This is a genomic window from Reichenbachiella sp. (assembly GCF_039969095.1).
Taxonomy (GTDB): domain Bacteria; phylum Bacteroidota; class Bacteroidia; order Cytophagales; family Cyclobacteriaceae; genus Reichenbachiella.
In genome coordinates this window covers 272,249-294,984 of the sequence record NZ_JBDVOL010000008.1, presented here as the reverse complement: position 1 = coordinate 294,984, position 22,736 = coordinate 272,249, and the positions used below count along the sequence as shown (strand labels likewise).

Sequence of the window (22,736 nt, the reverse complement as noted above, 5' to 3'; positions counted from 1 at the left end):
GTTCTTTTTTATTTTTGATAGATGACTAAATACATAGCACTACTTCGAGGAATAAATGTGAGTGGACAGAAGCTGATCAAAATGGATGCTTTGAGAACCTCTCTGGCTAAACTCAAATACAAAAACATTCAAACTTACATTCAAAGTGGAAACATTTTATTTGAATGGTCAGAAACCAATCAAAAGAAATTAGAAGATGAAATCCATCAAAATATCATGGATATTTTTGGGTTTGACGTTCCAGTTTTAGTTCGGTCTCAAAAAGAATGGAAGGATACATTCGAGAACAACCCTTTCGTCAATGATAGGAATGAAGAAATCACTAAACTTTACGTTACGCTGTTGTCGGAGAAACCAAGTATAGAAAATTTTGAGTTGCTCATGAATTTCCGTGATTGGCCAGAAGAAATGATCTTGAAAGGGAAAAATCTATACATATTTTATAGCAATGGAGCAGGAAAGTCAAAATTGGATCTGAATACCATAGAGCGAAAACTGAAGGTGAAAGGCACTTCAAGAAATTGGAAAACGACGACCAAGTTGAAGGAGATGCTGGAGGTTTAGACCCATTCCACCAAAGCAATCTCTGCATGAATACCCCATGCTAGAAACCGCTCTAACCAAAACAATTGCTTCTCAGATAAATGATCATTGGGTGATTTGACTTCGTAGAAGGAATATTCTTGTTCTTTCCAAATGAATAAATCAGGGAAGCCTGTGGAATGAGTTTTAGGGTCGAAAGCCATTTCTGCCAAAAGGGCTTTGACTTGTTTCAATTGTGCAAAGGACAAAAACTTCCACATTGCCTCAATCATGTTTTCATCCCAGTGTACAAAAGGGTTAGATATACCAAAGTGCAAATCAATGCTTGTCTCAAGTACTTTTGAAAGTTGCTTTTTGGATTTGGTGTTTTGTAGTTTTTCTACGATGGCTACTTTACGTTTTTCATAGAAGTCTTTTCCGTAAATATCAGATGGATTACGCTGAAGTGGTTGGTGCAGGCTGTTGTATTGTGGATCGAATATTTCACCCCAAAAGAACAATCCAAAAACATTTCTACAAATCGAATTTTCGGAATGATAACCATGATAGCCCAAAGATTCAAAATAGGCTAATGCGCCTTGTTCCACACGATTTCGATAGCTTTCATCCACAGGAATGACCAAACCTTCTTTTTGCCTAATGGTAGTTGTTTTTAGCTTCTTTTCTAGTTTGTTGATCACATCCAAGGCGATATAGTATTCCTTGTTGTCATTAGGATTCTCAAGTATTTGTCGTGCCAGAGCCAATGACTTATCAAATTCTTTTTGCTTGTTGTAAATACGAATTCTTCGTTCTCTAAGCGGGGCAGCAGAAGATAGGTGATAGAGTTCAAGAGCCTCTTCGAAATGCTTGTGCTTTTCCAGATGGTAACCTACTTTATGTAGAAGCTTGTCAGCTCGCCGTTTGACTTTGTCCATATCGAGGAAGTAACCTATTTCCACTTCTTTAAACCATTCATATATGGATAATGGAGAAACAGCTTCTTCCAATAAATAAAATTCCTTGCTGAGTTGAGAAAGTTGCATTACAGCTTCTGCTTCCTCTCTGGAATCGAATGATGTACCTAATTTGGACTCATCAATTTCCATGAATTTGGCATGACCCACATCTCGGATCACAAAGTCTGACATGTCTCCATGATTATGACCAAAAAAGAAGAGTTTAACCATATCCAATTCATCCCTTACCCCTTGTGTAATGATTGTGTCTGAATAAAAAATCTCTGAAAGTAAATTAAGGTCTTGGTTTTCTAATAAATCAAGAATCAACTCGTCTTTTTTGAGTTTCTTATCAAAGGATACCTCAAGAGGGTTTAGCAGTTTTATGATCTCAGGTTTGTTGTATATGTTGATAAGTTGAAAGCATTCTTCAATTTCAAGAATAGATTTTTTTGTTAGAAAATTTCTTTCTAACAATTCTTCATGAGCATTGTCGAGATTAGTGATTTCTTGGTAGACTAGTTTTTCCTTACGGAAGAATTGCCCTTTTCGATTGCTAATTCTAACATAGAGACATTGCCCATCTTCTGACAAAGACATAAAATCAGAAATAAAATCTAATTCAGGTGCTGAAAGTAAGGGTTCATATTTACTATGAACGAAATTGAGTAGATATCTAAAATTGTCCAGATAGTACTTTTCGGGCAATATGATTTTGTCCTGATTAGCCATTAAAACAAAAATAGGAGCAAGTAGTACCCTTTTTATAAAATCATACGTTTTATTTGAAACACAATTCTGTGAAATGATCAATTACTACCACGTATTGGGTGTGCTTTCTAATGCTACGGATGCGGAAATAAAGGCCGCCTATAAACTTAAGGCTATTGGTTGTCACCCAGATAAGCATGATGGAGATAAGGACATGGAAGAGTTGTTCAAACAAGTCAACGAAGCCTATCAGAATCTTTCCAACCCTTATAAAAGATCAAAACATGATATGTTGTTGCGATATGGTAGAGTGACGAGTACTACCGTAACTCATACCTACCATGGTCATCGCCAAACCAGCAGACGCCCAAAGTATTATACACCCCAGATGAGTAATTGGAAAGCAACGGTCTACGCTTTTCTATTTGCATTTTCCATTGCCTTGATAATGAAAACAGGGATGTATCTAAACGATCAGTATAAAGCCCGTCAGAAAGCCGAATTGCTTGCTGGCCGAAGAACCACATTTAAGCAGGTCATGAGCGCTCATGAGCATGGTGATCTGAAGCAAAGCTTAAATTTACTGAGTGGCATGGGGTATTTTATGTACGAAGAGCAGGACATGCGAGACTTTAAGGATCTGTTGCTGACTGAGATCAAAGAAAAGGGTGATAGATTATTGCAAGAAGGAGAATACGAAAAAGCAATAACTCATTATGATTTACTCAAAGATTATTCAGTGAGTAATACAATTTCTTATATGAAAAAAATTGCCACAGCTTATCAAGGTATGGGAGAGGTTGGGAAGGCACTGGAAATGTATCAAATGATGCATTTGTACGGTTATCGTACAGCCAGCTTTTATCTAGAAATGGGCTCCTTATATGAAGATGGCATGCAAGATTTGGGTCAGGCCTTAAATTATTATCAAATCGGAGCAAAAATGGCATCTTCGGAGTACGAAGTAACTATAGGCAGTGCTTATCCAATCGTGATTAATGCCAATATGGTTCCTGCTTCCCATTATGATATATATATGAAGGTGGCGCAGACTCATTTGAGTTTGGGACAATATCAAGAAGCAGTAGACGCAATATCATGGACGAAGGAGATTTGGCCTGATAGTATTTTTCAATACAAAATAGAAGCACTGAGTTTTCAAGGAATGGGAAGGTTGTCAGCCATGCGCCAAACGATTACTCATGCAAAATCGATTGACCCTAAATTTTCATTGGATTGATCTACCATTGATAAAATCTTTTTCAAGTAATGGTTAAATAATTCTATTTTTGATTAAAACCATTACCGAGTATGTCTAAACTCTTGTTCCGGTATTTTCTGATATCCTTTCTTTTGTGTTCGCATCTTTTGGCCACAGGTCAGCGCCGAACCTTGGAACCATTCGATGTGCTGCATTACCAATTCGATGTGAGTCTGAATGATACCACAGATGTTGTTTTTGTGAATGCTAAAGTGACTGTTTTTTATGGTCAGCATGTACCAAAAAATACCATTTTGGATTTGGCCAATCAATCGGGTCGAACGGGCATGAAAGTTAAGGAGCTTACAATCAATAATGAAAAAGTCAGCTTCGAACACCAAGCTGATCAATTGAAAATCCAGACGCTACAATCCATTCAAAAAGGTGATACTTCAGAGATCTACATTTCGTATGAAGGAATTCCTGACAACGGTCTAATTATTTCTAAAAATGCTCATGGTGATCGAGTGTTTTTTGCGGAACACTGGCCGAACCAAGCGCATCGGTGGTTGCCTGTAGTCGATCATCCTGCAGAAAAAGCTACGTGTGAATTTATTGTCACAGCTCCTGAAAAGTATCAGGTGGTAGCCAATGGGGAATTCCTATCAGAAAAAATGCTTTTATCAAATAGTAAAAAGACAACTTGGCAAATGAGCTATCCTATTTCTACGAAAGTCATGGTGATTGGAGTAGCAGAGTTTAGGACAAAAACATTAGATGATAAGGGCAGAATTACTGCCTGGATTTATAAAAACTCAGATGATACGATACTGAATGATTTCTCTGAAGCGCCTGCAATTTTAGAAAGTTTAGAAAAGCTATTGGGGAAATATCCATTTTCAAAATGTGATCAAGTGGAATCCACTACGAGATTTGGAGGTATGGAAAATGCTGGAAATATTTTCTATCCAGAAAAGTTACTTACTGGAAAACAAAAATTAAATAAGACAATAGCTCATGAAATTGGCCATCAGTGGTTTGGAAATGCAGTAACCGAGAAGGACTGGGCAGACATTTGGATTAGTGAAGGCTTTGCTACTTTTTTAGAGAATTACTGGATTCATGAGACCCTAGGAAAAGAGTACCTTCAGCCTAAACTTGAAAAGGAAGAGTTGAAAATATTGAGCTATCAGAAGAAAAACCCTGAACATACAGTAGTTCAGCAGAATATAGAAGATCTAAATAATCTAATGAATGCTTTGACGTACGACAAGGCTGCTTGGGTATTGCGTATGCTCAGATATAAATTGGGAAAGGAAACTTTTCGAAAAATCATTTTCACTTTTTACGAGCGGTTCAAATATGGAAATGCAAGTACACAAGATTTTATTGATGTAGCAAATGAGATTTCATTGCTAGATCTAACTAAGTTTTTTCAACAATGGTTTTTCACCCCTGGCGCACCGAAAGTGAATTATACTTGGAAATACAAAAAAAATAAGTTGATATTTGAATTTGAACAGTTGACTGACAAAATGTACCATTTGGATGTAGATGTTCAGATAAAATACCAGGATATGAAATTCGAAATCAAGCATCTTGAACTTGATAAAAGAGAGCAGTCCATAGAAATTGAGTGCGACGAACCCTCCAGTGTAAGAGTAGATCCATTGAATATAATTTTAGGTCATTTTCAGAAAGAATGAGTGAAAACATGGTGAAGATCCGAATTGGAACCATCAAAGAGGTGGTGGCAATCAGTCAGAAAGTTCCTGAATTTGGCAGACCACACGGAACCGAAGTGTATGAACAAAGATTAAAGGATAAAATGAACCTTATAGCCATAGCAGAAATGCAAAACCAATTGGTGGGATTTAAAGTGGGCTATGACAAATTCAACAACAAATCATTTTATACTTGGATGGGAGGTGTAATACCTCAGTTTAGAAAATCTGGAGTAGCTAAGGCATTGGCACAGTTTCAAGAGGGATTTGCTAAGGCTAATGGATTTGTATCAATTGTTCTAAAAACCAGGAATAAGCACAAAAACATGCTTTGCTTCGCTATTAGTTCTGGGTTCGATATTATTGAAATAGAAGAAAAACCTGATGTTTCTGAAAATCGAATATTGTTGAGAAAAAAATTGAATATTCAACAATAAAGTAGCCGTTTGTAATAATTCACCTGTCATTTGCTTCGAAATCACATATATTGAATAAAACTATCGAATGAAATAAATACATCTGATCACTCAGTAATTAATGTACATGAAATTAACTATGAGCCTTTTGGCTATACTTTTAGGAACATCCAGCCTCCTTGTAGCGCAGGAAAAGTACATCGTAACTATCGATTTAAAAACCGTAGTAGATGATAAAGTGAAAGTCATTTGTGCCATGCCCAAAGTGGCGATGGATGAGATTGAGTTTCGAGTGCCCAAAATAGTTCCGGGTACTTATTCTGTGTATGATTTTGGTAGATTTTTCACAGATTTTAAAGCATTCGATGTTGATGGAAATGAGCTGGAGACCGAGCAGCTTACTGATAATCGAATTTTGATAAAGAAAAGTAAAAAGCTGAGTTTTGTGTCCTATTGGATAGAAGACACTTTTGATTCAGACAAGAACAACTTCATTTTTGAACCAGCTGGAACTAACATTGAAGAAGGAAAAAATTACGTCATCAATACTTTTGGTTTTGTAGGCTACCTCCAAGGACAAAAAGACCTTTTGTACGAGCTACACGTCGACTATCCCAAAGGGATGTATGGTGCGTCTTCACTAGATAAAGTCTCTACCAGTGACTCATCTGATGTTTTTTTAGCTGCTAATTATTTTGATTTGGCAGATAGCCCAATCATGTATGCTGAACCAGATACCACAAGTTTTGTAGTGGGTGGTGCTGAAATTCTGATATCGGTTTATTCACCCAATAGAGTGCTTGACCCACTTTTTGTAAAAGAACAAGTGGAGCCTACGCTAGAAGCACAGGTTAAATACTTGGGTGAACTTCCAGTCGATCGATACGCTTTCATTATTTATCTATTTGATAGAAGTCCAATGTCTGGAAAGTTGGGAGCATTGGAGCATTCCTATTCTTCCTTCTATAGTTTGCCAGAAATTGACCCATACCGATTAGGACAAGTGGTTCGGGACGTGGCTGCACACGAATTTTTCCACATACTTACTCCTTTAAATATCCACTCAGAAGAGATTGGGAACTTTGATTTTATCAACCCAAAAATGTCCAAACATTTATGGATGTATGAAGGAGTTACAGAATATGCTGCAGGGTTGGCTCAAGTGAAATATGGAGAGATGTCTTTGATAGACTACCTCGATGTAATAAATGATAAGATCAGCCGGTCAAAAGAAGATTTTAATGATGAGTTGCCATTTACAGAATTGAGTCTGCATTGTTTGGATAGTACTAAGGAAGAGTATGGCAATGTTTACCAAAAAGGTGCTTTAATAGGTATGTCCTTGGATATCCGATTGAGGGAATTATCTGACGGGGCGTATGGAATTCAAAATTTAATGAGTGATTTAGCTAAGAAATATGGAAAAACTCATGCATTCAAAGATGATGAGCTGTTTGATACCATTACAGAAATGACCTATCCAGAAATTCGAGAGTTCTTTGAGAAATATGTAGAAGGCCCTACGCCCATTCCTTATGAGGATTTTTTGGCCAAGGTGGGTGTGTTATATAAACCTGCTGAAACGAAAAATGAATTATCCTTGGGGCATATTAGCTTTTCTGTGAACGATGTGGACAATAGACTCATTATACATTCGATAGATCAAATGAATTTTTTTGGCCAGGAGATGGGTTATTTGGAAGGGGATATTATTTACAAGTTTGATGATGTGGAGATAGATATAGAAAATTATGAAGAAGAATTTCTTGCCTTTAATGACCGTCATGAAGTAGGTGACAAAATCACAGCCATTGTTTTGAGAACAGACGAGAATGGCAAGCAAAAAAAGATTAAATTGAAGGCGGAAGCCATGTCTGTAAAAGTAAAAACTGAACCTGCTATCTCACTTATTGAGGAATCTTCCGAAGATCAGATGGCCTTACGAAAGGCTTGGGTAAACAAATAATTTCTAAGTCGTAGACTGAATTGAATGGTGCAGTTTGGCTAGATCTAAATGGATAATAATTTCTTCATACTAATTCACTGATATTCGTACTTTTCGCTTGTAGATTAAAGTAAAATTTTCCATTTTACTAAAGAACTAATTCCTACATTGATATGGCGAAGAAAGGTAGTGAGAAAAAAATATTTGTCCTTGATACATCAGTAATACTCTTTTCACATGACTCTATAATGAACTTTGCGGAGCATGATGTGGGGATTCCAATCACAGTTCTGGAAGAACTTGATAATTTCAAAAAAGGTAATGACACCATCAACTTTGAGGCGCGTGAATTTGCACGTTTGCTAGATGGTTTGGCCAAGGACCACATGCTACAGGATTGGATTCCTTTGAATGGTAATACAAGAGGAAAATTCAAGGTGCTCATGCATTCTGAAGCCGAACCAGAGTTTGATGCGGTTAAAGTTTTTGGAGAAAGAAAAAATGATCATAAGATTCTTAATGCTGCTCTAAGACTTAAGAAAGAAGAAAAAGGGCGTAAGGTCATTCTGGTTTCGAAAGACATCAACCTGCGTCTAAAAGCCAAATCTTTGGATCTTACTGCAGAAGATTACGAAACAGGTAAGATTAAAGATGCTTCCGAACTGGTACACGGAAAGTACGAAATAAACAAGGTGCCAGCCACTACTATTGATACGCTCTATAAAAAAGGAGAAGTAGATCCAAAGAAAATCTCCAAGACGTATGAATTTCACAACAATGGGTATTATATCTTAAAAAGCCCTAAAAATTCGGCCCTCAGCTTTTACAATCCTGTGACTGAAAAGATGGGTCATGTAGAAAAGAAAACGGTCTATAACATCAAACCAAGAAATGCAGAACAGGCATTTGCTATACATTGTATGATGAATCCTGATGTTCGGTTGGCGGCTATTACAGGCATGGCTGGAACGGGCAAGACTTTGCTAGCGCTGGCCTGTGCTTTGGAGCAGAAGCGTGAATTCAAACAAATCTATTTGGCTCGACCGATAGTACCATTGAGCAATAAGGATATAGGATACTTGCCGGGTGATATCAAGTCCAAATTGAACCCGTATATGGAACCACTTTGGGACAACTTGAAATTCATTCAAAACCATTACAAAGAGACAGACAAGGAGTACAAGCGCCTGACAGATATGGTCAATCAGGAAAAGCTTTTGATTACTCCTCTGGCTTACATCAGAGGGCGAAGTTTATCCAATATTTACTTCATCGTGGATGAAGCGCAAAACCTAACACCACACGAAGTAAAAACGATCATTACTCGTGCAGGAGAGAATACTAAGATTGTGTTTACTGGGGATATTCACCAGATCGATACACCATATCTGGATTCGCAAAGTAACGGTTTGTCGTACTTGGTAGACCGCCTGCAAGGACAAGAGCTTTTCGCCAACATCAATCTTGAAAAAGGAGAACGCTCTGAGTTGGCTAATTTGGCCAATGAGTTGCTCTGATGACGGGTGGCATTGGATTTTCTAGGCTAGGCAAAAAAAGTTTTGAAGATAATCGTAAACTTTTAAAAGCAACTCAACCTTACTATAAATCTAAAAAGGATAAGTTTTCCACTAAAGGAAAGATTAAGTTTAAGATTTCGAAAGAAGATATTCATTATTTGATTTTAGTAAAAAAAGCAAAAGCCAAGCAGGCTGCTCGAAATAAAATTGGTGTCTTTTTTTTACTTCTTGCAATTGTCATTGTGATACTTTGGATATTAAATTAGAACTAAGAAATCGATTTCTAAAATATGGATACTAGAACTTGCTAACAAGATTTATCCTTAGCGGTTATTGGAATATCTCTAAATACTCACTCAGTGTCACTCGTAGAGGACACTGAGTTTTAGGTTTATGATTTAGTTTTTACCTTTTGCGGCTCAGGGTTAGAATATTTAAATAGATCCAAGAATGCTTTTCCATTAAGACCAGGGCCTTCTTTACTCACTTTCATCAGCTTTTTCAATAACTGTTCTAGCGGGAATACGCATAAGGCAATCATTACATCTATGGCAAAGTCAATCACAGGCGTACTCTCAATACCTAGCGTACCACCAGCTACAGTTTGCAGAAATTCGATAACCATGACGATGGTCAAAATGGTAAGCCCTTCCGTCACAATTACATATTTCTGCTGCGCTTGGCGGTTCATGATGACAGATCCAATGACTAATCCAGTCATAAAAAGTATTTGCAATCCATAGAACCAAAGCGTTTGCCAATAAGGAGGTTTGATGGTGAAGTTCACTTCATCAAGTTCCTGAATTTTTCCAAAGTGATCCTTCGACCTGATCTCCAATTTGTAATTGGCCGGTGGCAGGTAGTTGAAACTGATTTGATTATTAGTTGACCATTCGGACCAGCTATCATTCAAGCCGCTGAGTTTGTATTGATATTCAATCTGTAGCAGCCCTCTATAGTCTGGACGAGCCAATTCGAAATAAAAGGAGTTCTCATCGTGTTCAAAAGCAATGGGTCCTTTGATGTTGACATTCACATCACCTTTGTTGCTTTTCGCTTCGCGGAGGTACATGTGATTTCGCCATATGAGCGAATCATCTTCGCTTGGATAGTATTTTAGTAATTCGTGAGATTGGTCAATCAGCCAGATATTGTCTCTATAGTTGGTGATGAAAGTCATATCTGGAAATAGCCCAAATATTTCACGTTTTATAACTGATTTATTACGATTGATCTGGTACCAGGCATCTCCATTATTGACCCAGACTTTACCTCCATGTTCTTGCAAATGTTTGATGGGCTTACCGATCGCTTGCATCAAGGTGGTATCTTCTAAGATCGTATCCAATGCACCATCCAGATAGAAATATCCGATACTATTGATCAGGTACAACTGATTGTCGATAGCCGCAATACGCACCTCATCGATAAACTGATTGTGGTATTTGTATTCTTTGAAATCATGGTAAGTAGAAGACAATGAATCATATCTATATAAGTGGCTTGGAGTGGCGAACCAAGTGATTCCGTTGTACTGATGCAGGGCACTCAATACCATTTCGCCATGGAAATCAATCTGATCTTCTTGCACCCAAATCTCATCCTCATGATTATAAAGCTTAATTTCGTTGTAGTGATTAGCAATCACTAAACGACCCTCATGATTATCTATAAACGTAAATCTGATCGGCTCATGAACTACAAGTTCTGCAATGTGCTCCCATTCCTTTTCTTTTTTGTTGTACTCTTTTTTGATCTCATATAGGCCATTAGATGAGGCTACTAGAAGCTTTTTCTTATATCGTATAAATTTCTCGCACTTGGCTTCTATTCCTTCCACTTTGGTAAATTCATAACCAGAGCTTACCAAATGTTTTTTCACTCTTCTTTCATACTTGGTGCTAGCTGTTTTTTTATTACCACCTGAGGTAGGGCCCTTTTTCTTTCCACGTGATCGTTGCGCTTTTTTACTTTTTTTGGAGGTGGATGCAGTTGTAGGCGTAGCTGCTCCGCCTTTTACGGGGACATAGTACACTGTATTTTTGTAGTTGAGGCTTTTCTCAAGAAAGAAAACGCCCTTGCTTGTAGAAACATACAAATGGCCACTAAACCAGAAGATATCTTTTAGATTACCTTCTAGGCCGTGATAGTTCGTAAAGCTCCTAAAAGGAACACCGATTTCTAACCTGGAAAGACCAAATTCATGAGAGATCCATAATCCACCTTCATGATCACGGCCTATGGTATAGATTTCGTTGTCAGGCAGCCCTTTGTCATGATTGATCACATCAACAATTTTCGAGTATCGGTTGCTGTATAAAATGATTCCATCTTCCAGCGTACTGAGCGCAAAATGGTTTTCGTCTACCCAAACACCATTATTGACAAAAGACTCATGCTCTGTCAAGAATTTGGACATTTTACATTCGTAAAAATTCTTTTTTCTATAGATGTAAACTTTATTGTCAGTAGTGCCTGCTACATATTGGTCTCTGGTAGGATGTTTGTCGAAAAATAGAAACTGAGCATTTTCAGGAAGCTTCCAATCAAAGTCATCCAATAGTTGATCGTCATGATAGCGATAGATTTTTTTGTTGGTTTGAACCATGATATTGCTATCTGCTTCAAAGAGGTAAGTGAAGTACTCATCTGGATCTTCTAAATAGGTGATGTATGATTTCTCTTGTCCGATATGATAGCGTATCAAATTGCTTTCACTGACGAAAAATGCGAGTGAATCCCTAACAATGGATTTGAAATAAAGACTTTCATCTGTTTTGTTCGGATTTAAAGAGATGAATTGATACTTGCCATCTTCGAAACCAAACTTACCAAAATCCCCTGCGCATCCCACATATATATGACCAACAGAATCAAAGTCGAGCGATAATGCTGCACTTGGGGTAGCCTGATAAACCCAATTATGTCCTTCGTAAAGCAGAACACCTGACCGATTGGCAATGCATAGTTGGCCATCATCATTGACCTTGAGTTCAAAATTGAGGTTGTCGAGCCCGTCTACATCTAACGAATAATGCGACAGTAAATAATCTCCTTTTTGACCATGTGCATAGCTGAATGCAAGTAAGAATAAAATTAACAGGTAACTCTTCAAAGTGGACTTAGGCATTGAGTTTAGATTTAGTAAAGAAGAACTTTCTAGTCAAATATAATAAGGTTGAGAATATTAACCTTCGGGTATTTTTTATAAAAAAATTAATACGTCAACTGATTTCGCACTTGGTACCAGGTAATCTTTAATTATCAATTATTTAATTCAAAGCAGATGAGCTGTTAGAGTAGTCTTTTATATTTGCCTAACTTTTTAAAAAAACACCGAATTCCTACTTGAAAATGGCGAATCATAGAGAAAAACTTGGAGCATTTTTGGAGAGCTCAAAATTCCAAAACTTCATTATTGGATTAATCATACTCAATAGTATCACGATCGGTATGGAAACTTCCAAACCCTTGATGCAAAACTTCGGTGTATTTTTTGAATGGATAGACGACGTCATTTTAGCCATATTCGTAATAGAGATTGTGCTCAAACTTTATTCTTTTGGTTTTCGATTTTTTAAGAGTGCCTGGAATATTTTTGATTTTCTCATTGTGGCGATTGCTGCTGTGCCTGCAGCTGGGTCTTTTTCAGTGTTCAGAACCATCCGAATCTTAAGAACACTTAGACTGATCAAAAACATACCCAAACTAAGATTGATCATAGAGGCATTGATTAAATCTATACCAAGTATAGGATGGATCATGGTGCTATTGGTAATGGTGTTTTACATTTTTGCAGTATTAGCCACCAACTTGTATAGTCAAGATTTTCCACAGTGGTTTGGTGATATTGGAGAATCTATGTTTACGCTATTTCAGATAATGACTTTAGAAAGTTGGTCTTCTGGCATTGCGAGGCCTATGATGGAGCAGACTCCACACGCTTACATTTTCTTTATTCCGTTTATTCTTATTGCTACATATACCACGCTTAACATATTTATTGCCATTGTGGTCAATACCATGAATGAAATGCATATGCAAGATGTGAAAGACGAAGAGGATATGAAATCAGAAATTACTTTGGCTGAACATCGCAAATCTCAGCATCAGATTGAATTATTAAATCGTAAGATTGATAAATTGATCAAGAAAATGGATCAATAAAAAATCCCATCACAGCTACTGTAATGGGACTTAAAATCAAACTAGGAAAATTACTTCTTTATACGTTTTATCCTGAATGAAAGTTTACCCTTTCGGTAAAAGCAAGGAAGTATCCCCATAACTCAGGAATCTGTAGTTATTGTTTAGTGCTTCCTCATAAATTTTTTGCCACTCGTCGCCTACAAAAGCAGCCACTAATAAAACCAACGTCGAAGCCGGCATATGGAAGTTGGTGAATAGCCCATTGGCAACTTTGAATTCATAGCCTGGGTAAATAAAAATCTCGGTTTCTCCTTTCAATTCATCAACCTTATCTTCATCCATTTTAGTCATAATAGCCTTCATCGATTCTTCTAATAACACGTCTTGTAGATGTGATTCATAAGGATCATTTTTCTCCACGAAAAATTTGGTTGAGTTGTTCTTAGACAATTTCACTCCATACCAGTAAAGGCTTTCTAAAGTCCGTAGGGCTGTTGTGCCGACTGGAATAATCGGCCCTTTGGCTGCCAAGATATTTTCTATATTATCACGATTCACAATGATGCGTTCGTTGTGCATGTCGTGGTTTTTGAAGTCAGCATCTTTGATTGGCCGAAAGGTGCCTGCACTTACATGCAAGGTCACACGATCTTGTTTTACACCTTTAGTCTTTAGTTGGTCAAGAATATCATCAGTAAAATGAAGTCCAGCCGTCGGGGCGGCTACTGCGCCTTCCAATTCTGAGAATACCGTTTGATAGCGGTCTTTGTCCTCTTCTTCTTCTTCACGATTGAGATAGGGAGGTAAAGGCACATGTCCAGCGGCTTCTACTATCGACAGAAATTCCTGATTTCCGGCCCATGAAAACTCAACTAGGTTTTGTTCACGATCTACTAGTCTGGCCTTAATTTCTAATTCATCATTGAGCTTCAACGAAAGCACATTGTCATCTTTCCATTTTTTTAGGTTGCCAATCATGCATTTCCAGGTGCATTTGTTTTTGGCCTTCAGTGCTTTTTGAAATTCAGAATGTGGAAGAATGGGCTCGGTCAAGAATACTTCGATCTGTGCTCCTGTCGATTTATGAAAGAAGAGCCTAGCGGCAATGACCTTGGTGTTATTCAGAAAAAGCAGTGCATTATTTGGTACTAGGTCAAGTACTTCTTTAAATGTCTGATGACTTATCTGACCAGCTTGATAGAGCAATAGCTTGGAGTCGTCTCTATTCGCCAACGGGTGTTTAGCGATGCGGTGTTCGGGAAGTTCGTACAAGTATTTTTCTAACGAAGTAGAATCTGAGGCCATCTGAAAATATATTAATTCGCCGTAGTTGGTCTTCTGACCAATTTCAAAAAATCAAAATTCTAATATTCTCACCATAATGCGAATCGAATGGCTAATTTTATTCTGAGTTTACTTGTCTTTTCGAACATAGTGAGAAATCTGGGTGGTGGCAACACCATCAAGGGCATAAACTAATTCTTTGAAAATTTCAGTGTTTGACTTCGATAGTAATCGGAGGAGTTTTGAAATTTTCTAGTCTTTTTGCTTACTTTTTTGGCAATGAAAAAAGTAAGAGCCTGTCTGGGTTGAAGACAATACTTGTTGCGACAGCCAAAATAATAGTGGCATACAAATGATTAGGTAATCTATTTTTCTCTACTGAAGTAACCTTAAAAATAATATGGGATTAATTCTGAAATTCACCAAACACGTACTCAAATTCAAATTTGATGCAGGCACCTCACGTGGTGTACTCAAAACCAAGGATGCCTGGATATTGAAGGTTTATCAATCGGGCAATCCCAAAATTTACGGTTTGGGTGAAGTCAGTACGATCGAACGATTGAGCTTTGACTACAGCGTTGATTTTGAAAATGAATTGGAAGAATTGAAGAAGGATTTGTCCCAACTTGAACTTCCTCAATCCGAAGAAGGCATATATAAATTGGTAAAAACGGTTGTGTCTGAATACCGACCAGCTATTCGATTTGGTTTGGAGACTGCATTACTCGATTTATTCCATGGCGGTAATTTCAAGGTCTTCGATAATTCCTTTTACAATGCTGAACAAGGTATTCCGATCAACGGATTGATCTGGATGGGCGAAAAGGATTTTATGAAACAGCAAATTGATGAAAAACTCAAGTTGGGCTTCAAATGTATCAAACTAAAAATTGGAGCGATTGATTTTGAAGCGGAGTGTGAGCTGCTGAGATACATTCGTTCGCAATATCCAGCTGACAAGCTTATTCTAAGAGTGGATGCTAATGGTGCATTTGTCACTCAAGATGTGCTTAAGAAACTGGAGCGACTCTTTGAATTTGATCTGCATTCTATAGAGCAGCCTATTATGCCCAAGCAACCCGAGGCAATGCAGCTGGTTTGTGAAAAGTCACAGGTGCCCATTGCGCTAGATGAAGAGTTGATTGGGGTATTTGGAAAAAGAGACAAGATCGAGTTGCTCAAGGATATTAAGCCAGATTACATCATCCTAAAACCTTCTTTAGTTGGGGGATTTGCGGCTACTGCTGAGTGGATCGAGATAGCCGAAGCTCAGCATATCGGCTGGTGGATCACTTCTGCTTTAGAATCCAATATGGGATTGAATGCCATTTGTCAGTTCACGGCAAACTATGACTATGTAGGACACCAAGGGCTAGGTACAGGTCAGCTATTCGAAAACAATATCCATTCTCCGCTTGCCATTCAAGGCGAGGAAATTGTCTACAATCAAACCCTTAGCTGGGATTATGCCGATCTCGAATTTAATTGATGCCTAAAAATCCTGAGTTGATCGAATTATTTTGTTTTTCAAATATGAATACAGGAACTTCTATAGCTTAATGCAACAAGGTTCGTTTATTAATCGATAACAACCACCTAAGGAAGAATTTGCATTCTATATTATGGATTTGCTGGATGCTGCAGCTTCGTCAGTCAAGCGTTCAGCATTTTCTTTTCCCAGGTATCTGTCGATCAAGTGATGCCCCAAGTAGATAAGGGGAGTAAGCAACACCGCTACACAAAACTTATAAATGTAATTGATGGTGCCCACTGCCAAGACTTGAGCAAAAGGCCATTGCGTATTTTCTGGCGCTAATAGGTAAAAAGCAATGAACAGGACCACAAAACTATCAATCAGCTGAGAGATCAAAGTAGAGCCTGTTGCACGGAGCCAGATCATTTTTGAACCAGTAATTCTTCTCAATTTTTGAAAGACATAAACATCCAACAATTGTCCAATCAAAAAAGCAATCAAAGACCCGATAATAATGCCTAGGCCTTGTCTGAAAATTGCCTTGAAGGCGTAGTTGATGTCGAAAGCTTTGCCTTCAGCATCAGTTCCATTCACACTAAGCCAAAAATCCGCAGGAGGTAAAATAGTTATCATATAAATGATGATAAATGCAAATGAGATCAATCCCGCAGTGAGAAAGCTAATTTTCTTTACACCCGCTTTTCCAAAATACTCATTGATGATATCTGTAGTAAGAAAAACCACGGGCCAGAGAATAACGCCAGCTGTCAAATTAAAATCCAACACGAAGTCGCCAAACAATTTGATCTGAGCAGGATTGATTCCTATGGCTTTCTCAGCAGAGAAGATCTTTACACCCACCAATTCAGCCAGCAGCGCACTAGTGATAAATATGCCAGCCAATACTAGAAAGAGATTTGTTTTTTTGTTTTGGAAGTCGGGTGAGGGGGTGTTCATTAAGTTTAACTTTTGTTGTGCAATATAAAATCATTTGCAATGAAGGCAAACTCAGGTTCATCATATCAAAAGGTGCAAGAACGAGATATCTCCTATGGGATGATTGAGTAGGGGATTAGAAGTTCGATAAGATTTCTCTCTTCACCTCCCTCCGGTCAGATCGTTCGAAATGACAAGTAAAGAGAGATTGTCTTTTTATTGTCATCTCGACCAGCGGGAGAGATCTTATCATCACTATTTACAGAATCTTCATTATTTTAAACCCATGAACCAACACAACTATTTTGTCTACATCACCACGAATCCAAATAAAACTACTTTGTATGTAGGTGTTACCAATGACCTACCTGCCAGAATAGGCCAACATTTCGAGAACAGAGGAAAATCAAAAACTTATGCTGGTAAGTATTTCTGTTACAATCTAGTGTATTGGGAAAGACATCAATATATTAATCATGCCATCCAACGAGAAAAGGAAATCAAAAAATGGAGAAGAGAGAAAAAGGAAGAATTGATTCATTCTATGAATCCTAAATGGAATTTTTTAAATGATGAGGTCAGAGATTAGAAGTTCGATAAGATTTCTCTCTTCACCTTCCTGCCGGTCGGATTGTTCGAAATGACAAAATAAATCGGACAATCAATATCCTATGTCATCTCGACCAGAGGGAGAGATCTCATCGTCAAAATGGAAACCTAAATAGTATATTTTATACCAACTACTCCACCCCAAAAACTTCCCCCTCAATTGCCAGTTCGGTATTTTCAAACACGCTTCTGGTTTCTTGGAGCATGGGCTCTAGCTCTTTGTAACGGGTGGAGAAGTGGCCGATGAGTAGTTTGCCTACCTTAGCTTTTTTTGCGATTGTGCCCGCCTGTTTGGTGGTGGTGTGGCAGGTGGCTTCGGCTCGGTCTTTCATGTCTTCCATGAAGGTGGCTTCGTGATAGAGCAGATCGACTTCTTTGATATAAGGCAATATGGCTTCGCTGTACTTCGTATCCGAGCAGAAGGCATAAGAGCAGGATCGTGCGGGATCCATGGTGTATTTGTCGTTGGCTAGGAGCACATTGCCGTCGTCATCTAATACGTCTTTACCGTCTTTTAGGGAAATGATTTTGAGTGGGGAAATGTCTTTTTCTAGCAGTCCTTTTTTGATTCTGCGTTTCTTAGGCTTTTCTCGAAAGAGAAATCCTGAGCAGTCGATGCGATGATCCAGTGGAAAGGAATGTACGGTCAGATTTACATTCTCAAACAACAATTCACTCTCTCCAGGCGTCCATTCAGTTAAATTAATCTTATAATTCAGCGAAGACTGAGAGTATTTGAGTTGGATGGCTATGATCTCTTTAAGCCCGGGAGGACCATAGATGTTCAGTTCCTTTTTTCTACCATACAAATGCAAAGAAGAAATCAATCCCATCAAACCATAAAAATGATCGCCATGCAAGTGGCTGATAAAAATGTGATCGATCCGCTGGGATTTAATCTTGAACTTCTTGAGGCGGAGCTGAGTGCCTTCGCCGCAGTCTATCAGGAAAGGCACCTGCATCATAGTAAGCAACTGTGAGGTCTGATGTCTATGATGCGCCGCTATGGCGGCATTGGAGCCGAGTATTTGTAAGGTAAATGACAATAAAAGTTGGTTTAGTTGATTGAGCAAATAGGGAGGAAGACTTAGTCCTCCTCGTTTTCAAAGCCTTGCTCAAGCTCGTTCATGAAGACTGCATCTACAGCTTCTTCCACGGTAGGCAGTATGTCCAAAACACCGTCTAACTGAGAGATTTTGATCAATTTCATGGCATGCTCTGAAACGCCTGAAAGAATGAAAGAACCTTCAGCTTCCGTAAAAACTCTATTGCCTACCAAAATGGCACTCAATCCAGAAGAGTCGATGTACTTCACATCAGACAGATCTACAATGATGTTTTTGATACCCTGACCCTGAATGGTCAAGAATTCTGATTTGAGATCTGGAGAAATGGTTGAATCCAATTTTTCCTCATCTACTTTAAGCGTATTGTATTTTTCTTGTCTGTCTAGTGTAAACTTCATAGTCTTTGATTTAAACTCTTATTGTAATTTAATCGATTTTTCGATGTTCGACTGAATGCGTGCTTCGATATCTTCAGTTGGCACGCGGTCGAACTGATCTCCGGTTATTTTTTCATAAAGCTCAATATAGCGTTCTGAAATGGAGTTGATTTTTTCTTCAGACATTTCTGGAACCGTTTGTCCATCCTTGCCTTGGAAACCTTCGGAGATTAACCATTGACGAACAAACTCCTTCGAAAGTTGTCTTTGTGGCTCGTTTTTATCTTGTAATTCCTGATAAGTGTCTTGATAGAAGTAGCGAGAAGAGTCGGGTGTATGTATTTCATCAATCAGAATAATCTTTCCTTCATACATACCAAATTCATATTTAGTATCCACCAAAATCAAACCTCTTTCAGCCGCCATTTCGGTCCCTCTTTGGAATAGTTTTCTGGTGTAGTCCTCTAATTGCACATATAGACTTTCTTCGACTATGCCTTTCGCTAAAATATCTTCTCTTGAGATGTCTTCATCGTGACCTTCATGGGCTTTGGTCGTTGGTGTAAGAATGGGCTCTGGCAGCTTGTCGTTTTCTTTCAATCCTTCTGGAAGAGCCACGCCGCAGACTTGTCTTTTACCAGCTTTGTATTCTCTGGCGGCATGACCAGCGAGGTAGCCACGAATGACCATTTCTACCTGAAAAGGTTCGCATCTTTTGCCTACGGTTACGTTCGGGTCAGGCACTGCTTCCACCCAGTTTGGGACAATGTCAGCAGTTGCTTCAAGGAAGCGAGCAGCGATTTGATTCAGTACTTGCCCTTTGTAAGGAATGGGTTTCGGTAATACTACATCGAATGCAGAAATTCTGTCCGAAGCCACCATCACGAGTTGGTTTTCGAACTCATACACGTCGCGCACTTTGCCGGTGTATTTTTTGGTCTGCCCTTCGAATTTGTAGTTGGTAGATTTTAGCCCTTTTGTCATGTCGCAAAAGTACATAATAGAAACTTTTCGAAAGTTTCAAACTTTAGAAAAGTTATGAGCATTCGGGTAATCTGCCTTTGGTTAGCACTGCTATTTTCGAGCTGCACGAGAACCGCAAAGGATAGCCCGAATAAATCGGGCTATAACGTAATTGCTATTTACTCAAAACCAACCGCCCAAACTTATAAGTCTCCTTTTTTAGGACGTCACCTTTTTTGTCGAAGAAAGTCCACTCGCCATTCTTTTCATTGCGAGTATAGCGTCCAGTGATTTCTGGATCTTGTGATTTGTAGTATTTGATGTATTCGCCATCGAGTCGGTCGAATTTGTAGTTCAGCTCTTCGGCTTTTTTCCCGTTGCTAAAATAAACCATTGCCTCCCCGTGCTTTTTGCCTTTTTCGTAAGGTTCTACTTTGGCTATGTTTCCTTTGTCATCGTATTCCGTGCGTTTGCCTTCTAGCTTGCCGAGGGCATAGTTTTCTTTAATCACCAGATCGCCTTTGGAGTTAAAATATTTCCAGGTGCCGGATTTGAAGTCGTCTTTATACTGTCGTGTGGCTATTAGCTTACCTGATGGATTATATTCTTCAGCGGTCCAGTTTTTTTCTTCATTAGAATAATTGGCCTTGATTTTCAATTCCCCGTCAGGGAAATAAGTGAAATTGGCGCCAGTCATTTTATCATTTACAATGTTTAGTTTCTTCTCCAAACTTCCATCTTCGTAGTAAGATTTGAATTCGCCATCACGCATGCCGTTTTCATATTGTCCTTGCATTTTGACCTGGCCATTGCTGTAGTATTTGATATAATCCCCGTGCAATGAATGATTGGATTGAGTGGCTTTCGTATCCATTTGCCCGTTGGGATAGTAGCTGATCATAACACCGTCAATTACCCCAAAAGTGTAGTTGATTTTTGATTTGGGAGAACCGGATTCGTAGTAGGTGGTATTGAGTCCGTGTTGTTTGCCATTCTTGTAATTGACCTCTTCTTTCAGTATGCCTGAAGGAAAATATTCTTTGACTAAACCATCGGGTTTGCCATTTTTGAAAGCAGTGGTATTTTTAACTTTCCCTGTCGGATAATAGGTAATCAGTTCTCCAATAAGAGAATCATTCCTGAACTGTACTTGTTGGATTAGATTACCTTTCTGATCATAAACTTCTGTTGTGCCTTGCCTCAAACCATTTTCATAGGTCGTCTTTCGCTGGGTGATACCGTTTTCATAAATATTCAGGAATTCTCCTTCGCGCTTGCCATTTTGATACTGGCCAGTCACGATCACCTGACCTGATGGACTGAACTTCTTGTAGGGACCTTCAAGAACTAAGGTGTCTTTCTCCACCACATAGTACTCCTCCTTCAAGGCGTATCTTTCATCGTCATAATAGGTTTTTATTTTTTCCTGTGCCCAGGAATACTGGGTCATCAAGCATAAGAATAAAAAACTGATTACGTACTTCATTTATTTTTCAAGCTGATTAATTGAAACTCAAAGTGTTTAAAACAAAAAAGACTTTAGACTTGAGTTTCCTCAAATCTAAAGTCTCTTACGTCTAATTTTGTATTTTATTATGCTTTTTCTATCACGATAGCAGAAGCACCTCCGCCACCGTTGCAAATACCTGCCACACCGATATTGCCACCTTTCTGGTGAAGTACAGAATTTAGTGTAGTGATGATTCTAGCACCAGAACATCCTAGCGGGTGACCCAAAGCCACAGCGCCTCCAAATGCATTGACACTATCTGGGTTCAAGTCCATTTCTTTGATGTTGGCTAATGCTACTGCAGAAAATGCTTCGTTGATTTCGTAAAAGTCAACATCCGATTTTTCGATACCCGCATTTTTGATAGCCTTAGGAATAGCCAAAGATGGAGCAGTTGTAAACCAAAGTGGCTCCCGTGCTGCGTCAGCAAAACCTCTGATCTTAGCCACTGGAGTCAATCCTAATTCTTCCATTTTAGACTTGCTCATCAAGATGAGCGCAGAAGCTCCGTCATTGATAGTAGAAGCATTGGCGGCCGTTACCGATCCGTCTTTGTTGAATACAGGACGCAAAGAAGGAATTTTTTCGAATTTCACATTCTTGTATTCTTCATCTTCAGTCATTACGATAGGATCGCCTTTTCTCTGAGGGATCTCCACTGGTACAATCTCATTTTTGAATAAACCGTTTGCTACAGAGTCAGCGATTTTCTTGTAAGAATTGATCGCAAATTCATCCTGAGCTTCTCGAGAAATGTTCATTTCCTTAGCAGTATTATCTGCGCAACTGCCCATTGGAAACTGATGATAGGGCTCCCAAAGTCCGTCGTGCATCAATCCATCTAGTAACTGACCATGCCCGTATCCATGTCCGTATCTTGCTTTAGGTACATAATACGGCACATTCGACATGCTTTCCATTCCACCTGCAACAATTACATCAGCATGACCAAGCATAATGCTTTGCGCGCCAAGCATCACAGATTTCATCCCTGAAGCACATACTTTATTAATCGTAGTACAAGGCACGTTGTATCCTATGCCTGCTCCGATGGCAGCTTGTCTGGCTGGAGCCTGACCAAGGCCAGCAGAGACCACATTGCCCATAAATACTTCATCCACTGATTCGGCTTTGACGCCTGCTTTTTCTAGTGCGCCTGTGATGGCGATCGATCCAAGTTTGGTAGCTGTAAGGCTGGAAAGGCTTCCGCCAAAACTTCCGATTGGCGTTCTAACCGCCGATACTATATATACTTCTTGCATTTGCTTACTGGGTTAATATTTTATAATGGTAAAAATAAAAAGGACAGGGCATTCTAAGGCTAATAAGCAGTATTATTTGACCAAATAAGAATAGTCTGCTGAAGAAA

The 22,736-nt window shown here is 38.7% G+C and carries 19 protein-coding genes; 10 read left to right on the top strand and 9 right to left on the bottom strand.

The annotated features are described in order from the left end of the window. Positions 1-21 precede the first annotated feature (21 nt). Positions 22-564 carry a DUF1697 domain-containing protein gene (locus tag ABJH98_RS02470; RefSeq protein ID WP_348306041.1) on the top strand — a complete coding sequence of 181 codons (543 nt, stop codon included), beginning with the start codon at positions 22-24 and terminating at the stop codon, positions 562-564. Here ABJH98_RS02470 and ABJH98_RS02465 read toward each other — a convergent pair. Beyond that, positions 561-2,213 carry a VRR-NUC domain-containing protein gene (locus ABJH98_RS02465; RefSeq protein WP_348306040.1) on the bottom strand — a complete coding sequence of 551 codons (1,653 nt, stop codon included), beginning with the start codon at positions 2,211-2,213 and terminating at the stop codon, positions 561-563. The two genes, ABJH98_RS02470 and ABJH98_RS02465, sit on opposite strands and share 4 nt — an antisense overlap. 73 nt (positions 2,214-2,286) lie before the next feature. Between ABJH98_RS02465 and ABJH98_RS02460 the strand changes: the two genes are divergently transcribed. The 6 genes from ABJH98_RS02460 (at position 2,287) to ABJH98_RS02435 (ending at position 9,261) form a co-directional block, all read left to right on the top strand. Further along, on the top strand, positions 2,287-3,432 hold the full coding sequence (locus ABJH98_RS02460; protein WP_348306039.1) for a DnaJ domain-containing protein: 1,146 nt from the start codon (positions 2,287-2,289) through the stop codon (positions 3,430-3,432). 71 nt (positions 3,433-3,503) lie between these two features. Continuing rightward, positions 3,504-5,099 (top strand): M1 family metallopeptidase, encoded by a 1,596-nt coding sequence (locus ABJH98_RS02455; protein WP_348306038.1) that lies wholly within the window; start codon positions 3,504-3,506, stop codon positions 5,097-5,099. A gap of 8 nt (positions 5,100-5,107) precedes the next feature. Beyond that, positions 5,108-5,554, top strand: a complete 447-nt coding sequence (locus ABJH98_RS02450) for a GNAT family N-acetyltransferase (protein ID WP_348306036.1) — start codon at positions 5,108-5,110, stop codon at positions 5,552-5,554. Positions 5,555-5,660: 106 nt separating this feature from the next. Next, the gene (locus ABJH98_RS02445; protein WP_348306035.1) at positions 5,661-7,499 is read left to right on the top strand and encodes a peptidase M61; all 1,839 of its coding nucleotides are present in this window, start codon (positions 5,661-5,663) and stop codon (positions 7,497-7,499) included. A 152-nt stretch (positions 7,500-7,651) separates the two neighbouring features. Then, positions 7,652-8,995, top strand: coding sequence for a PhoH family protein (locus ABJH98_RS02440; RefSeq protein WP_348306034.1), 1,344 nt, complete (start codon positions 7,652-7,654; stop codon positions 8,993-8,995). After that, entirely contained in the window at positions 8,995-9,261 is a 267-nt protein-coding gene (locus tag ABJH98_RS02435) for a hypothetical protein (protein ID WP_348306033.1), read from the top strand. The genes ABJH98_RS02440 and ABJH98_RS02435 overlap by 1 nt, the downstream gene beginning before the upstream one ends. Positions 9,262-9,386: 125 nt before the next feature. Here ABJH98_RS02435 and ABJH98_RS02430 read toward each other — a convergent pair whose 3' ends face one another. After that, positions 9,387-12,125, bottom strand: coding sequence for a triple tyrosine motif-containing protein (locus ABJH98_RS02430; protein WP_348306032.1), 2,739 nt, complete (start codon positions 12,123-12,125; stop codon positions 9,387-9,389). Positions 12,126-12,349: 224 nt separating this feature from the next. Between ABJH98_RS02430 and ABJH98_RS02425 the strand changes: the two genes are divergently transcribed. Continuing rightward, positions 12,350-13,162, top strand: coding sequence for an ion transporter (locus ABJH98_RS02425; RefSeq protein WP_348306031.1), 813 nt, complete (start codon positions 12,350-12,352; stop codon positions 13,160-13,162). An 84-nt stretch (positions 13,163-13,246) separates the two neighbouring features. On the opposite strand, the gene ABJH98_RS02420 is transcribed toward ABJH98_RS02425, so the two are convergent. Further along, positions 13,247-14,449 carry an S-adenosylmethionine:tRNA ribosyltransferase-isomerase gene (locus ABJH98_RS02420; protein WP_348306030.1) on the bottom strand — a complete coding sequence of 401 codons (1,203 nt, stop codon included), beginning with the start codon at positions 14,447-14,449 and terminating at the stop codon, positions 13,247-13,249. A gap of 379 nt (positions 14,450-14,828) precedes the next feature. Here ABJH98_RS02420 and ABJH98_RS02415 point away from each other — a divergent pair, with 379 nt between their 5' ends. Beyond that, positions 14,829-15,920: an o-succinylbenzoate synthase gene (locus tag ABJH98_RS02415; RefSeq protein WP_348306029.1), complete on the top strand. Its 1,092-nt coding sequence runs from the start codon at positions 14,829-14,831 to the stop codon at positions 15,918-15,920. Positions 15,921-16,046: 126 nt separating this feature from the next. Here the strand turns inward: ABJH98_RS02415 and ABJH98_RS02410 are convergent, their stop codons facing one another. Then, positions 16,047-16,862 (bottom strand): queuosine precursor transporter, encoded by an 816-nt coding sequence (locus tag ABJH98_RS02410; RefSeq protein WP_348306028.1) that lies wholly within the window; start codon positions 16,860-16,862, stop codon positions 16,047-16,049. Positions 16,863-17,127: 265 nt separating this feature from the next. On the opposite strand from ABJH98_RS02410, the gene ABJH98_RS02405 reads away from it, so the two are divergent. After that, the gene (locus ABJH98_RS02405; RefSeq protein ID WP_348306027.1) at positions 17,128-17,430 is read left to right on the top strand and encodes a GIY-YIG nuclease family protein; all 303 of its coding nucleotides are present in this window, start codon (positions 17,128-17,130) and stop codon (positions 17,428-17,430) included. A gap of 151 nt (positions 17,431-17,581) precedes the next feature. Here the strand turns inward: ABJH98_RS02405 and ABJH98_RS02400 are convergent, their stop codons facing one another. The 5 genes from ABJH98_RS02400 to ABJH98_RS02380 form a co-directional block, all read right to left on the bottom strand. After that, positions 17,582-18,496, bottom strand: a complete 915-nt coding sequence (locus tag ABJH98_RS02400) for a ribonuclease Z (RefSeq protein WP_348306026.1) — start codon at positions 18,494-18,496, stop codon at positions 17,582-17,584. 41 nt (positions 18,497-18,537) lie between these two features. Further along, entirely contained in the window at positions 18,538-18,915 is a 378-nt protein-coding gene (locus ABJH98_RS02395) for an STAS domain-containing protein (RefSeq protein ID WP_348306024.1), read from the bottom strand. 18 nt (positions 18,916-18,933) lie between these two features. After that, on the bottom strand, positions 18,934-19,878 hold the full coding sequence (locus ABJH98_RS02390; protein ID WP_348306023.1) for a phosphoribosylaminoimidazolesuccinocarboxamide synthase: 945 nt from the start codon (positions 19,876-19,878) through the stop codon (positions 18,934-18,936). Positions 19,879-20,032: 154 nt separating this feature from the next. Beyond that, positions 20,033-21,343, bottom strand: a complete 1,311-nt coding sequence (locus ABJH98_RS02385) for a toxin-antitoxin system YwqK family antitoxin (RefSeq protein WP_348306022.1) — start codon at positions 21,341-21,343, stop codon at positions 20,033-20,035. A gap of 107 nt (positions 21,344-21,450) precedes the next feature. After that, positions 21,451-22,629, bottom strand: coding sequence for an acetyl-CoA C-acyltransferase (locus tag ABJH98_RS02380; RefSeq protein ID WP_348306021.1), 1,179 nt, complete (start codon positions 22,627-22,629; stop codon positions 21,451-21,453). Positions 22,630-22,736: the final 107 nt, after the last annotated feature.